General features: G+C 71.3%; 9 protein-coding genes. 3 read left to right on the forward strand and 6 right to left on the reverse strand.

The window, feature by feature from the left end; translation table 11 throughout:
* Positions 1–21: 21 nt before the first annotated feature.
* The 3 genes from DMB66_RS26545 to DMB66_RS26555 all read right to left on the reverse strand — a co-directional run bounded on the left by DMB66_RS26545 (position 22) and on the right by DMB66_RS26555 (position 3,057).
* Entirely contained in the window at positions 22–2,130 is a 2,109-nt protein-coding gene (locus tag DMB66_RS26545) for a cellulase family glycosylhydrolase (RefSeq protein ID WP_125806833.1), read from the reverse strand.
* A 61-nt stretch (positions 2,131–2,191) separates the two neighbouring features.
* A complete protein-coding gene (locus tag DMB66_RS62740; RefSeq protein WP_199752636.1) occupies positions 2,192–2,368 on the reverse strand; it encodes a cellulose binding domain-containing protein in 177 nt (58 codons plus the stop codon).
* 254 nt (positions 2,369–2,622) lie between these two features.
* Positions 2,623–3,057, reverse strand: a complete 435-nt coding sequence (locus DMB66_RS26555) for an amidase family protein (RefSeq protein ID WP_125806835.1) — start codon at positions 3,055–3,057, stop codon at positions 2,623–2,625.
* Positions 3,058–3,131: 74 nt separating this feature from the next.
* On the opposite strand from DMB66_RS26555, the gene DMB66_RS26560 reads away from it, so the two are divergent.
* Complete coding sequence (locus DMB66_RS26560; protein WP_125806836.1) at positions 3,132–5,519, forward strand: LuxR C-terminal-related transcriptional regulator; 2,388 nt, start codon at positions 3,132–3,134, stop codon at positions 5,517–5,519.
* Positions 5,520–5,549: 30 nt separating this feature from the next.
* Positions 5,550–6,851, forward strand: a complete 1,302-nt coding sequence (locus DMB66_RS26565; protein ID WP_158647367.1) for an MFS transporter — start codon at positions 5,550–5,552, stop codon at positions 6,849–6,851.
* 914 nt (positions 6,852–7,765) lie between these two features.
* On the opposite strand, the gene DMB66_RS26575 is transcribed toward DMB66_RS26565, so the two are convergent.
* Complete coding sequence (locus DMB66_RS26575) at positions 7,766–11,029, reverse strand: alpha-L-rhamnosidase (RefSeq protein WP_125806838.1); 3,264 nt, start codon at positions 11,027–11,029, stop codon at positions 7,766–7,768.
* A 212-nt stretch (positions 11,030–11,241) separates the two neighbouring features.
* On the opposite strand from DMB66_RS26575, the gene DMB66_RS26580 reads away from it, so the two are divergent.
* On the forward strand, positions 11,242–12,264 hold the full coding sequence (locus DMB66_RS26580; protein ID WP_125806839.1) for a LacI family DNA-binding transcriptional regulator: 1,023 nt from the start codon (positions 11,242–11,244) through the stop codon (positions 12,262–12,264).
* 104 nt (positions 12,265–12,368) lie between these two features.
* Here DMB66_RS26580 and DMB66_RS26585 read toward each other — a convergent pair whose 3' ends face one another.
* Complete coding sequence (locus tag DMB66_RS26585) at positions 12,369–13,409, reverse strand: LacI family DNA-binding transcriptional regulator (RefSeq protein WP_125806840.1); 1,041 nt, start codon at positions 13,407–13,409, stop codon at positions 12,369–12,371.
* 209 nt (positions 13,410–13,618) lie between these two features.
* Entirely contained in the window at positions 13,619–14,941 is a 1,323-nt protein-coding gene (locus DMB66_RS26590) for a PHB depolymerase family esterase (protein ID WP_125806841.1), read from the reverse strand.
* Positions 14,942–15,023 lie beyond the last annotated feature (82 nt).

The following is a 15,023-nucleotide window of genomic DNA, read 5'->3' on the forward strand; positions in this document are numbered from 1 at the left end:
CGCCGTGCCCCGGTCAGCTCCTCAGCTGGCGCTGCCCGTTACCGAGGTGCCGTTCTTGGTGATGACGTAGGTGATCTGGGTGCCGCTCCAGAAGTGGAAGGTCAGGGTGACCCGGCCGTCGTTGACCTCGTTGAAGAACTCGGGTTTCAACGTGATCGTGCCGGCGGTGTAGTCGGGCTGGAAGTGGGTCCAGAACTCCTTGTAGGAAGTCCAGTTGGCCGGGCCGGCGGGGGTGCCGTCGGCGTACCTGGCCTCCATGGTGGCGAGCTGGTCGCCGCGGAACTGGGTGGGGATGGCGAGCGCGCTCGTGGTGCCGGTCGCGTTCCCCTGGGTCGGCGGGTCGAAGGAGATGATGCTGATCGACCACGGCAGGCCCGCCGAGAAGCGTGCCTCGATGGTGGCGTTGACGCCGTAGGCCCGGTTGCCGGCCAGCCGGGTCACGGCCGCCGCGGTCAGGGTGAGCGTGCTGCCGGACACCGTGTAGTCGGTGCCGTTGACGAGATCGGTGTTGCCCTGCCGCAGACCCTGAAAGGACGTGCCGTTGAGGTTGAGGGTGAGCGTCTTGCTGGTGATGGCGCCGCTGCGGGGCACGTACACCTGATCCGAGGACGCGGTGGCCGAGCGGGTCGTCCAGCCCGTCTTCATCATGGCGAAGACACCCGGGTCTCGCCAGCGCAGCTCGTCGCGGTTCAGGAACTGGCCGGCGTCCCACACCATGGTGGTGAGGTTCCGGGTCCGGGCGTGGTAGCCGACGGCCTCGATGAACTTCAGGAACTCGCCGCGCTCGATGACGCCGGGCCGGTTGTGGTCCCAGTTGAGCAGGGCCCATTCCCCGATGATGACCGGGATCCCGCGGGCGACGAAGGTGTCGCGGACCCGGTCGAAGGTCCCGGTCAGGTCCTGTTCCACAGCGGCGTTGTAGCGGGTGCCGCCGGCGATGTTGACGCTGAACGGCCACCATCCGTAGAAGTGGACGGTCGCGGCGAGGTTGGGATCGCGCAACTGGTCGAACGTCGCCGTCAGCGCGTCCAGCCGGGCCTGCTCCCCGCTGGTGTGCAGGGTCGGCAGCACCAGCAGCCGGGTGGCGTTGTTCCCGCCCGACCGGCGGACCAGCCGGACGAAGTCGGCGTTGAGCTCCTGCACCAGCTGGTCGCCCTGCGCGTCGCCGGAGGTGCCGGTGAACTGCGGCTCGTTGATGCTCTCGAACACCAGCCGCGCCGAGTGGTCGCGGAACGCGGCGGCGAGCTGGGTCCACAACGCGTCATACCTCGCGAGCACGCCCGCGCGGTCCCCGGGATAGGTGTTGATCCACTGCCAGGAGTCGTGATGGAGGTTGATCATCACGTAGAGGCCCTCGGCCAGGGACCAGTCGACGACCTGGCGGATGCGGTTGAGCCAGGCCGGGTCGATGGCGTAGTCCGGCGCCGGGCCGTGGTGGTTGCTCCACGTCACCGGGATCCGGATGCTGTTGTAGCCCTGCGACCGCACGTGGTGCAGCAGGGTCTGGGTGGTGAGGGGGTTGCCCCACGCGGTCTCGTCCGGGATGGCGTCGAACGTGTTGCCCAGGTTCCAGCCGGGCTGCATCGCCGCCACGGTCGCCATCGCGGTGCCGGACTGCGGCGGTGTCGACGGCGACGCCGAGGCCGAGGCCGAGGGTGACGTGCTCGCCGACTGGCCGGGGGACGGCGACGCCGTACCGTCGACGTTGCCGGTGCAGGTGACGCCGTTGAGCGCGAAGGAGGCCGGTGTCGCGTTGCTGCCCGACCAGGACCCGTTGAAGCCGAAGGAGACCGACGCGCTGGTCGCGATGGCCGCGTTGTAGCCGGCGTTCGTCGCGGTGGCCCGGTCGCCGGCGGAGGTGACCGTCGCGTTCCACGCCTGGGTGACCCGCTGGCCGGACGGGAACGTCCACGCCAGACTCCAGCCGTTGATCGGCTCGCCGAGGTTGGTCACGGTCACGCCGGCGGTGAAGCCGCCCTGCCACTGCGCCGACACCGCGTACGCCACCCGGCAACCCGCCGCCGCTTGCGCGCTGACAGCCGCCATTGCCCAGGCCACCAGCAGTGCGGCCACGCCGCCGGCGACCAGACCCACCCGGAGGCGGGTTCTTCGTGAGCGCTGCGGATCCATCAGCATTCCTCCTTGCCGGAGTCGGGATCCCGGCCCGGTGGGCCGGACCGGGATCGCGGAGTCAGGTCGTTGCCGCGCAACTGAGGGCCGGGGGGACGTTCGTGGCGAGCCACTGCCCGAGTACGCCGAAGGTGGTGCTGGCGCCGGCGGCCAGGCTGCCGTTGTAGGTGATGTTCCGGGCGGTCACCGTGGACCCGTCCGAGGGATGCTGCCCGCTGCCCCACGCGAGACGTCGCACGCTCTGCCGGCCCGGCAAGCCTGCGACACCCGTGCGAAAGTTTCTCGTCCGGACGCTACGCCTTTCCTGCATAGGCGTCAATGAATGTCTCCTGCCAGCGGGCATGGTGATCCCAGCTGCGCTGCTCGCGTTGCCCAATCATCGGGACGATTCCGTGGACCATCGACTCCAGCGGCCAGAAACTTTCTTAGATTCGCTGCTGGATCGGCAGGCGAGGATGACCACGTCCCCCGGACCAGGTACTGGATAGTTCCTCAGTGCGCCGTTCGGGGATCGATCGGGGTGAGTGTCGGCCCGGCGTCCTCCAGGATGCCGGCCAGGCGCAGGCAGAGCGCTTCGTGATACCGCCCGGCGATGATCTGTACGCCCTGTGGCAGGCCACCCGCGGTGGTGCCGACGGGCACGGATACGGCGGGCAGTCCGAGCAGGTTGGCGGTGACGACCAGGCGGTGGGCGTGCCAGAGTTCGTCGGTGTTGTCCGGCCCGGCCAGGTCGAAGGGCACCCGCGGGACCGGCTGCGTCGAGACGGGCCCGAGCACGGCGTGGGTGTGCGCGGTGAACTGGGACCAGGCCGAGGCGATGGTGTGCCGGCGGGCGAGTGCCTCGAGGTAGCCGTCGAGGTCGAGCCGGCGGGCGTGGCGGAAGCAGCTGGACGCTGAGCCGCTCGCGGTCACCCACACGATGGACATGCCCGCTGTCGTTCGCTATCCCGGCTATCGTTCGCAGGCGTGGAAGGTGCAGCGCCGGGTAGTCCATGCCGACCGTGAGCGCGGGCACGCGTGGGGGTCTGCCCGCCGAGTTGACCAGCTTCGTCGGCCGTCGGCTGGAGCGGGGAGAGCTCAAGGGACTGCTGGGTGCGTCCCGGCTGGTGACGCTGACCGGCGTGGGTGGGGTGGGCAAGACCCGGCTGGCGTCGCGGGTGGCGGCCGAGGCGCGGCGGGCGTTCGGCGGCGGGGTGTGGTTCGTGGATCTCACCCAGCTGGAGGATCCCGGCCTGCTCGCGCGGGAGTTCCAGGACCCCGACGCGCTGGCCTATCTGGTCCTGGCGGCGCTGGGGGTGGGCCAGCGTGCCGGGTCGGCGGTGCGGCAGTTGGCCGACCATCTCGCCGACCGGCAGGCATTGCTGATCCTGGACAACTGCGAGCACCTGCTGCCGGCGTGCGCGGTGCTGGTGGACGCGACGCTGCGCGCCTGCCCGCGGCTGCGGGTGCTGACCACCAGCCGTGAGCCGCTCGCGATCGCCGGCGAAGTGATCTATCCGGTGCCGCCGTTGCCCACTCCCGGTCCGGATCGGCGGCCGGAGGTTGCCTCGCTCGCCGGGTCGGAGTCGGTGGTGCTGTTCGTGGCGCGGGCGAAGGCCGTTTCGCCGGAGTTCGCGCTGACCGGCGAGCACGTGGACGCGGTGGTGGAGCTGTGCCGCCGGCTGGACGGACTGCCGTTGGGGATCGAGCTGGCCGCCGCCCGGGTCCGCGTCTTGTCCCCGCAGCAGATCCTGGACCGGATGGACGACCGGTTCGCGCTGCTGTCCCGCGGCAGCCGGGCCGCTCCGGCCCGCCAGCGGTCGCTGCGCGCCTGCGTGGAGTGGTCGTTCGACCTGAGCAGCAAGCCGGAGCGGCTGCTGTGGGCCAGGTTGTCGGTGTTCGTCGGCACCTTCGAACTGGACGCGGTCGAAGGCGTCTGCACCGGCGAGCGCCTGCCCGCCGCCGACCTGATGGAGGTGCTCACCGGCCTGATCGACAAGTCCATCGTCGACCGCGTCGACAGCCGCGACGGCGGAGACACCCAGGCCCGATACCGGATGCTGGAAGTGATCCGCGACTACGGCCGGGAGCAGCTGATCGAGTCCGGCGAGCAGGTGGCGCTGCGCGAACGGCACCGCGACTGGTACCAGGGGCTGGCGGCGCGCGCGGCCACCGAGCGGATCAGCCGGCGCCAGACGTACTGGATCGCCCGCTTCACCCGGGAACACCCCAACGTCCGGGTGGCGGTGGAGTCCTACCTGGGCGAGCCCGGTCACGGCGACAGCGCGCTGCGCCTCGTGACGGGTCTGCCCTGGGCGTACTGGTGGTCCGGGGGATTGTGCGGCGAGGGCCTGGGCTGGCTGAAGCGGGCGCTGGCGCGGACGACCGAACCCACCGTGCTGCGGGTCCGGGCTCTGCTGCTGGCTGGCTTTCTCGCGGGCTGGCTCGACGACGCCCGTGGCACGATGTCCTGGCTGGCCGAGGGGGAGCGCCTCGCCGAGCGGCTGCGGGACGCCCCGGGACTGGCCCTGGCCGCCTTCGTCCACGGCTCGGCCGTGCTGCGACAGTGCGACGATCTGAGCGGTGTGGTCGAATCCGCCGAACGGGGCCTGGCCATCGTGTCCGCCTTGCCGGAGCGCGAACGGCAGCAGGAGCTGACCCTGCGGATGCAGCTGCTCCTCCAGCTCGGGCCGGCCGCCGCGCTCACCGGCCAGTACGACCGGGCCCGGCGCTGCTTCGAGGAGGCCCTGGAGATCGCCGACGCGGCGGAGGCCAGCCTCAACCGTACGTGGGCGCTGTGGGGGCTGGGGCTGGTCGCCTGGCGGGAGGGTCACGCCCCGGCGGCCGACCACCACGTTCGGGAATGCCTTCGGTCGGCGCGGGCGACGGGAGTGCCGGACCCGTACGTCGCCGCGCTGGGCCTCGCGGTGCTGGCCTGGATCGCGGCCGGGCAACGGCAACACCGGCGCGCCGCCACCCTGCTTGGCGCCGTGGACCGGATCCAGAGCGATCTCGGCAGGTCCGTCACGAGGGACCGGTGGCTGATCGCCGACCACAACGAGTGCGAGGAGCGGGTCCGCACGGCCCTCGGCGATGCCGCGTGCACCGACGACTTCCGGCACGGCCGGGCCCTCCCGCTCGACGACGCGCTCGGCTACGCCCTGGACGGGCGGCGGCCCACCAGCACGCCACCCGGCGGCGGCGCGGCGCCGCTGACGCGCCGGGAACGTGAGGTCGCCGGTCTGATCGTTCGGGGCCTGTCCAACCGGGAGATCGCCACCAGCCTGGTCATCGCGCAACGCACCGCCGAGAGCCACGTCGAGCACATCCTGACCAAGCTCGGCTTCACCAACCGGGCCCAGATCGCCGCGTGGACGGCGGAACAACACCCGGCGAGCCCGCCGGGCTGATCGTCACTGCGAGACGCCGAGGAGCACGCCGTGCAAGACCTACCAGTAGGTGCCCGCTCGGGGGACTACCGCAAGGTCCTGGCCGCCGGCAGCATCGGAACCCTCATCGAGGTCTACGACCTGCTGATCTACGGCTACCTCGCGACGATCCTGGCCCAGCAGTTCTTCCCGTCGGCCGACCCGACCGCGGGGCTGCTGGCCACCTTCGCGATCCTCGCCATGGGCTCCGTCGTGCGCCCGATCGGCGCCGTCATCTTCGGTCACGTCGGCGACCGGTTCGGCCGGCGGCCGGCCCTGGCCTCCTCGTTGCTGCTGATGACCGCCGCGACGGTCGGGTTCGGCCTGCTGCCCAGCTACGCCATGGTGGGTCTGCTCGCGCCGGTGCTGCTGGTGCTGTGCCGGTTGGTGCAGGGACTCTCGGCCAGCGCCGAGCTTCCGGGAGCCATGCTGCTCATGCTGGAACACGCACCCGCCAACCGGCGTGGCCTGACCGCGTCGATCAACAACCTGGCCGTGATCCTCGCGACCGCGTGCGCGGCGCTGGTCAGCCTGGTCCTGGCCGGCCTGCTGTCGCCGGGTCAGCTGGCCGGCTGGGGCTGGCGGGTGGCATTCCTGATCGCCGCGCCGATCGGCCTGGTCGGCCTCTACGTGCGCACCCGGCTGCTGGACAGCCCGGCCTTCGTCGCCCTGGGCGAGTCGGCGCGCCAGGGGCGCGTCCCGCTCGCCCGGGCGCTGGGTACGGCGAAGCGCGGCATGCTCCTGCTCGTGGTCTGGTTCGGCGCCCAGAACGTCGGCGGGTACACCCTGTCGGTCGCCATGCCGGCCTACCTGACCCGAGAGGTGGGGCTGTCGCCGGCCGACGCGTACGCGGCCAACCTCGTCGGGGTCGTCACCTCGGTGGCGTTCGCGCTGCTGGGCGGATACCTCATCGACAGGCTGCCACTGCGCGGCACGGCGATCGCCGTCATGGCGGGAGTCGCGATCACCGCCGTGCCCGGATTTCTGATCATCACCTCGTTCCGCACCCTCGGCGCGGCCGTGCTCGGCCAGGTCCTCTGTTCGATCTTCCTGGGCCCCGCCTACTCCCTCGGCGCGGTCCTGGCCATGAGGCTGTTTCCCACAGGCGTCCGTTTCACAGCCTTCGCCCTGCCGCTCAGCATCGCCGTCGCCCTGTTCGGCAGCACCGCCCCGCTCGTGTCGACCTGGCTCAGCGCCACCACCCACAACCCTCTCGCGCCCGGCTTCTACCTGCTCGCCGTCGCGACCGCCGCTACCGTGGCGGCGGCACTCGGCCTGCGCCGCCGGGACGCGACCGCCGAGACGCCCCGCTGAGGACGCGCGATCGTGCCGCCCGAGGTGCCGGTCAGGTGATGTCGGCGTGGTGCACCGTCCAGGCGCGGGCCTGCTCGGTGAGGGTGATGCCGAGGCCGGGGCGGTTCGACAGGTGCATGCGGCCGTCGCGGATCTCCAGGCGTTCCGCGAAGAGCGGGTGCAGCCAGTCGAAGTTCTCTTACCGGAGCCGGACGGGGCAAGGACGTTTCCGTGTGAACTGGGGCCGCACCGTCTTCACACCCCGATCTCCAGGCGACGCTCGGCGTCGCGGGCGTCGTCCCCGCATCGCCGCTGTCGCCGTCGTTGCCGCATCGCCGCTATTGCCGCATCGCCGCTGTCGCCGCGCGTTGCCGCGTCGTCACGATCGGTGCTGGCTGCCCGGCGGCAGGGTCTTTTCTCGGGCCTTTGCTCTGCTTCCCCATTGGAAACACCCACCGGTCGATCCCGGCATCGACCGAAAGCGGAACGCGGTCGCCGCGCTCCGGCGGTAGGCGATCCGGGTGGGCCGCCGCGGGCATCCGCATCCCCTCCGGCGTTTCCGATAGGGAAGCAGAGCAAAGGTCGCTGAAACTACTGCTGCCGCCCGGCCGCGACGCGACTGCGCCGGAGAACAAACGCCCGAGCGATACGATTCCCACCCGCTCTTGCCACCCGGGCACGGCAGAGTTCGCCGTGATCCGCTACGAATCCGAGCCGCCCGCAGGCGTGGGACAGGACAGGTCGCACGAATGTGGCAGGGGCGGGGCTGAGCCTTGGTGGGCGACGGTCCATTCCGTACCCGTGCGCATCACCGTCGACAACGGGCGGGTGGCGTCCGCGGCGCTCCGGCAAGGCGGACACGATGGTCAGGTCACCAGCCCGGCGGCCCTGGTCTTCTCCACCAGGGCCGCCGGATCGGCTTCAAGAAGGACCGCTCAGCGGCCAGCCGCGAAGGCGTAGGACCCGGAGCCGACCTCGTACACGGCAGCTCCGTTCTCCATGCGCAGGAAGCGGACACCGGTCGCGCGGCTTGCCGGCCGGCCGCTCTCCGTGACGGCCCACCGCGAGGCGGCGGGCACGTGCACCTCGGCCACGGTGTTGACCGGTACGGTGACGTTGAGCTTGAGCCCGCCGGCCGTGCTCCACGTCGACGACAGCAGGCCGTAGACGGTTTCGAGGCGGCCGGAGCCGGTCGTCAGGCCGCCGCCGATCGCGGGTGCGATCCGGGAGCGCTGGTAGCCCGGCTTGACTGCGGTCAGCCCGCCGACGTGCTGGAACATCCAGTCCCCGACGGCGCCGTAGGCGTAGTGGTTGAAGGAGTTCATGTCGACCGGGCCGAAGCTGCCGTCCGGCATGATCGAGTTCCACCGCTCCCACATCGTGGTGGCGCCGTTGACCACCTCGTAGCCCCAGGACGGGTAGTCCTTGTGCAGCAGCATCTTGTAGGCCAGGTCGTCGCGGCCGACGGCGCTCAGGGCGGGCAGCAGCAGCGGGGTGCCGATGAAGCCCGTCCGCAGGTGATGGTCGGTCAGCGCCAGCTTGGCCACGAACTTCTCGCCGACCTTCGCGACCAGCGCCGGATCGGAGACCAGGCCCATGCCCAGGGCCAGGGCGTACCCGGTCTGGGAGTTGCCCAGGACCGTTCCGTCCGCCGCCACGTACGCGCTTGTGAAGGCCCGCCGGATGTCGGCCGAGAGGCTCCGGTAGCCGGTGGCCGCCGCCGTGTCCCCGAGGGCCTCCGCCATCTCGCCCATCATGCGGGCGTCCTCGGCGAAGTAGGCCGTGCCGAGCACGCCCTGCACGGTGGGGTCGTCCAGGTGCAGCCAGTCGTTGGTGAAGAAGGTGGTCCGGCCCGGTTCGAGGAGGTCCGGCCCGGCGCTGGTGCGGACGAAGTCGAAGAACTTCCGCATCGCGGCGTAGTTCTCGCGCAGGATGGCCTTGTCGCCGTACGCGCGCCACCCGGCGTACGGCACGGTGATCAGCACGTCGGACCAGCCGACACCGCTGTCGCCGAACTGGCCCCGGGGGGTGGGCACGACCGCCGGCAGGTCCCCGTTGGCGTACTGGGAGTTGCGCACGTCCGCCAGCCAGTGCGAGAGGAACGCGCGGGTGTCGACCAGGTAGTTCGCCGTCGGGGCGAACAGGCTGATGTCGCCCGTCCAGCCCAGCCGTTCGTCCCGGGCCGGGGTGTCGGTGGGAATCGAGAGGAAGTTTCCGCGCTGGCTCCACGAGATGTTGCTGAGCAGCTGGTTGAGCATGGCGTCCGAGGTGCGCAGGGTGCCGGTGGCGGCGAGGTCGGAGCCCCACACCACGCCCTTGACGTCGGCGAGCGCCGGGGGAGTGGCGAGTCCCGTGATCTCGATGTAGCGGAACCCGTGCTGGGTGAACGTCGGCTCGTAGGTGACCGTCTCGGACCGGGCGAAGACGTAGCGGTCGGTGACCTTGGCACTGCGGAAGTTGTCGGTGTACAGGGTGCCGTTCTTGTTGAGGACCTCGGCGTAGCGGATCTTCACGGTCTGCCCGGGGCTGCCGGTCAGGGTCAGCCGGGACCCGCCGACCATGTTCTGGCCGAGGTCGTAGACGTAGGCGCCGGCGGTCGGCTGGGTCATCGTGCGGGCCGGGAGCACGGTGGTCGCGCGCACGGGTTCGTCGCTCTGGGGGACCAGCAGGGCGGTCTTCGACGGTACGGACGCCGCGGCGGGCCAGTTCGCGGCCGCGAGCTCGTCCGGCACCAGGCGCGCGTCGTAGGTCTCGCCGTCCTGCAGGTCGGCCCGGACGAACGGGCCGTCCCCGGCCTGCCACGACTCGTCGGTGCCGAGCCACTGGACCGAGCCGTCGGTGTAACGGATGCGGATCTGGGCGACCAGCGCGGGGGCGTCGCCGTACTGCTGGGACCAGCCGAGGCCGACCTTGCCGGACCACCAGCCGCCGGCGAGGGCGGCGCCGATGACGTTGCCGCCGCGCCGGAGCAGCTTCGTCACGTCGTAGGTCTGGGACTGGATGCGCTGGTGGTAGTTGGTCCATCCCGGGGCGAGCAGTTGGTCGCCGACCGGCCGGCCGTTGAGCGTCAGCTGGTAGACACCGAGCGCGGAGGCGTAGACCCGGGCCTCCGCGACCTTCTTGCGCGCCGACGTACCGAACTGCTTGCGCAGCAGCGGCAGCGACCGCGTCGCGGGGTCGCACAGCACGTCGGAGGATCCCGCCACGACGAGGGCCGAGCCGGTCAGCTCGCCGCCGGCGCAGGGGTTCCGCCCGGCGGCGAAGTCGGTGTCGAGCAGCACCGTCCCGTCGGGCCGGGTCACGACGGCGTCGTAGACCGTCCCCTGTTCCTTCGCGTAGTCGTGGGTGCGGAAGCCGAGGTAGCCCTTGGCGAAGGTGGCGTCGGCGCGGGTGTCGACCAGCACGCCGTCGAGCGTCGTGCTGATGGTGCTGCCCGCCATCTCGAAGCGGATCTTGTGTCGTCCGGTGCGGAGCCCGGCGTTGGTGAAGCCGAAGCCGGCGAGGCTCACCTCGCCCAGCAGCGCGTAGTCGCCGTTGACCCGCTTGTGGGGGCGCAGGGCCGGTTCGGCGCCGGTGACGTTGAGCTGCCACATGTAGCCGTTGTTCACGTCGCGGGCGCGCAGGAACGTGCCGAAGGCCGCGTTGTCGAGCGCGAAGTCGACCTCGGTGGCGTAGTCGGTCCACTTCTCGATCTCGTCCACCGGCGCCGGCCGCGTGATCCATCGGGCACCGCGCCAGTCGGCGGCCGTCAGCAGGCCGGTCTCGAAGAACGCGTCGGCGCTCCAGCGGCTCACCGCACCGGTGCCGCTCCACGCGCGGACGCTCCAGTAGTACCGGGTGGCCGGCTTCAGCGCCCGGCCCCCGTACTCGACATCGACCTGGCGGTCCGACCTGACCTTGCGGGAATGCCACACATCGGCGGCGCCCGGCCGGCGCCCGACGCGGATCTCATAGGCGCTCTGCCGCGCTCCCCGCTGGGCGGAGGCCAGCTGCCATCCGAACGACGGAGTCTCGCCGCCGATGCCGAGCGGATCGACGCGACTGTTGGTGGTCAGGCCGGCCACCCGGAGAGCGGATGCCGATCCGGCAGCGGCCGCGGCGGCGGGGAGGATCAGCGCGCCGGCCGCGAGCACCAGCGCGGTGAGCAGGCAGGCAAGACCCCGGAGGGTACGGGCGAGTCGGGCGTGGTCATTCACCATGATCTCTTAACATTAGTTAGAATGAAGCGCTTCAACGCGGGAACCAGACCTTGACTCATCGATGGGGCGCTGGTCAACGGCTGAGGCGGAATCTGGGACGCCGGCACTCGCGATTTGTCCTGCGCTAGCCTTGATCACCAACTATGTGGACGGGGGCCGGCAGCGCAGTGGCAGCGACCCGCCCGCGACCGAACGGGCACGCGGGCCCGAGCATGCAGGACGTCGCGGATGCCGCCGGCGTCTCCCTCGGCACCGTCTCGAACGTCCTGAACCACCCCGGCAAGGTGCGCCCGGCGACCACGCGCCGGGTCCGGGAGGCGATCGAACGGCTGCGTTTCGTGCGCAACGACGCGGCGCGGTCGCTGGCCTCGGGGTCAAACAACAGCATCGGGTTCGTGCTGGTCGACCTGGAGAACTCGCTGTTCATCGACATGGCGAACGGCGCGCAGGAGGCGGCCCGCGCGGCCGGCTACCGCCTGCTCCTGGCGAGCGCGCAGCTGGACGTGGCCCAGCAGGATCAGTATCTCGATCTGTTCGACCAGGCCCGGGTCACCGGCGTGCTGCTCGCGCCGATGGAGGACGTCACGGACGCGGTCGCCAGGATGCGGGCCCACCGGCGCCAGATCGTGCTGCTGAACTACGCCCCGGCGGCGGGAACGTGCTGCACGGTCCTGGTGGACAACGAGCGCGCCGGGTATCTGGCCGCCCGGCATCTGATCGAGCTGGGACGGGTCCGGCTGGCGTTCGTCGCCGCGCGCGAGGACTTCCAGCCCGTGCGGGACCGGCGGCAGGGCGTCCGGGCGGCGGTCGCGGAGGCCGGCTCCGGGGTCGGCCTGGAGGAGCTCGACAGCGGCGACCTGCAGACGGGCTACGGCCGCCAGGTCGGTGCGCTGCTCGCCCGGCGGGCGCGCGGCGACCTGCCGGACGGGGTCATCGCCGTCACCGATCAGCTCGCCAACGGCATCATCGAGGAGCTGCACACCGTCGCCGGCATCCGGGTGCCCGCCGAGGTGGCGATCGTGGGCTGCGAGAACGACCGCGCCGCCGGCAGTGGCCCGATGCCGTTGACCGCGGTGGACGCGCCCGGGCGGAGCATGGGCCGGGAGGCCATCCGGTTGCTGCTCGACGAGGTGTCCTCAGGGGAGGACCACCGCCACACCACGGTCGTGCTGGAGCCCGAGCTGATCGTCCGGGCGAGCACCGCCGGCCCGGACAGCGCGGCCCGGCAGCGCTGATCCCGCCGGACCGGGGCCGCTCCGGTTCGGGTCAGTCCGCCGGAAGCACGGTGGTGTGGGCCGGCGGCGCTGATCCCGCCGGCCCAGGGCCGCTCCCGTTCGGGTCAGTCCGCCGGAGGCGCGGTGGTGCGCCGGGTGACCAGGCTGGGGGAGAGCTTGATCTGCGCCGCCGGCCGTTCCCGGTCGGCGATCCGGTCCAGCAGCAGCCGGGCGGCGTTGGCGCCGATCTGCCGTCCGGCCTGGTCGACGGTGGTGAGCGAGATGGGCCCGAACGCGGCGAAGGTGGTGTTGTCGTATCCGGCGACGGAGATGTCGCCGGGTGCGGACAGGCCGGCCTCGGTCATGGCGTCGAGCACGCCCATGGCCACGATGTCCGCGCCGGCGAAGATCGCGGTGGGCCGCCGGCGGCGGTCCAGCAGCAGCCGGGCGCCGAGATAGCCGCCCTCCTGGGTGTAGGTGGTGGACGCGACGTCGATCTCGGCGCCGAGGCCGTGTGCGCGCATGGCGTGGCGGTAGCCGTCGGCGCGCAGGGCGTTGGGCATCTCGGTGAGCCGTACCGGATCGGTCTCGAGGTGGTCGATGTGGGCGATGCGGCGGTGCCCGAGGCCGGCGAGGTGGGCGACGACGAGGCCGGCGCCGGTGAAGTCGTCGTCGGTGACCGTGTCGTAGCGGGGCGAGTGACCGTGCCGGCCGATGACCACCGTCGGCACCGTTCTCGCTATGCCGTTCAGGTGCGTACGTGACGACAGCGGCGCGATGAGGATGAGGCCGTCCATGCTGTGATCGATCATGGCGTCGGTGACCCGTGCCTCCGCCGCCTCGTCGTTGCAGCACGGTGCCATCATCATCTGGTAGTCGGTGCCGCCCAGCTGGTCCGTCACCCCGTCCAGGACGTCGGCGAAGAACGGGTTGCGGATGTCGGGCAGCATCACGCCTATGGTGTAGGTCTGGCCGCGCATGCCCCGGGCCGCCGCGGAGGGGCGGTAGCCGAGCTCGTCGATGGCCGCCCGGACCCGCGCCTGCATCTGCGGGCTGGCGCCGTAGGCGTGGCGCAGCACCTTGGAGACGGCGGTGGTCGACACGCCCGCGTGCCGGGCCACGTCGACGATGGTCACCCGGCGCGCCGGTGCGGCTTGTTCTGGCATCCGAGCTCCTTGGCGTGGGAAACGATGCCCAGTGTAGGGATCATGAGCCTCCAGGTGTAGACCCTCTTTGGAAACGGCCTGATCAGCTGGCCCTTGGACGAGTGTCGGTGCGCCTCTGAACGTTGTTCAGCACCGGCTCGTATGGTCGGCGAAACATCCTGGAAAACGTTACCCACGTCACGTCGGCTGGCTCTCCTGCCGGCCGCTGATCAGGCGACGGAGCAGGCCGTGCCGTTGAGGGTGAACGAGGCGGGCTTGGCGGCGTTGCCCGTGTGGGTGGCCTGGAATCCGGCACCGACCGATCCGCCGGGCGCGATGGTCGCGTTGTGGCCGACGTTCCTGGCCGTCACCTGGCCGGAGGTGGGGGAGTAGGTGGCGTTCCATCCGGAGGTGATGGTCTGGCCGGCGGGCAGGGTGAAGGCCAGTGCCCAGCCGTTGACCGCGCCGGCGCCGGTGTTCGCGATGGTCAGGTTCTCGGTGAGGCCGGTGCCCCACGCGCTGACGGTGACGGTGACGCGGCAGGCGGCGCCGCCGGGCGGCGGGCTGGAGACGGGCGGGCTGGACGGTGGGTTGCTGCTCGGGCCGGAGGTGGGCCCGCCGCCGCCGGTGAGGCCGAAGAAGGTGACGGCGGCCGCGGCCATGCCGCTGGACGGCAGGCTGTGCCCGGCGCCCTGGATGCTGTAGGCCTCCACCTGGACGGTGCCGGCGGTGTCGGCGTAGCGGCGGCGGTTCCAGTTGGTCTGCGGGGTGTCGCTGGAGGTGGGTGTCTGGCTGAGCCCGAACACGTTGGTCCACTGCTCGATCGACTCCTGCAGCAGCTGGTACGGCACGAGGGTGTCATTGGTGCCGTGCCACAGCTGCACCCGCGGGCGGGGGCCGGTGTAGCCGGGATATGCCTGGCGGACCGCGTCGCCCCACTGCTGCGGGGTGCGGTTCATGGCGCCGCCGGTGCACTGGCCGCCGGGCGGGTAGTCGGCCGCGTTGGCGAAGCAGTTGAAGGGCACGCCCATGAAGGCCGCGCCGGCCTTGAACAGGTCGGGGTAGACGGCGAGCATGTGCTGGGTCATCATGCCGCCGGAGGAACTGCCCGTGGCGTACACCCGGTTCTGGTCGCCGCCGTACTGCTGCCCGGCGTAGCCGACCATCGACGCGATCGAGACCGGGTCGCTGCCGCCGCCGCGCCGCTTGGCGGCCTCCGACCAGGTGTCGAAGCACTTGCCGAAGCCGGCCTCCTGCTGCGCGGACGGGTAGATGACGATGAACCCGTACCGGTCGGCGAGGGCGGCGAACTCGCTGCTCGCATAGAAGCCGGGGCCCGAGCCGCCGCAGCCGTGCATGGCCACCACGATCGCCGGGGCGGCCGGTCGGTTGTCCGGCACGTAGATGTGCATGCGCATCCCGCCGGGGTTGCTGCCGAAGCTGGTGACCTCGGTCAGCGACGCCGCGTACGCGGGTCTGGTCGCCGGAACGGCCAGGCCGGCCACCGCCAGCGAGGTGGCCAGGCAGAGCAGTAGCTTTCGTCTGATCTTCATGGGTCTGACTCCTTTGAGTCCCACCAACATCGTGCGACACATGGTGTTCCCTCGGACCGATAACTGTCAATCGAAGTTGATC

This window comes from Actinoplanes sp. ATCC 53533 (assembly GCF_003947245.1).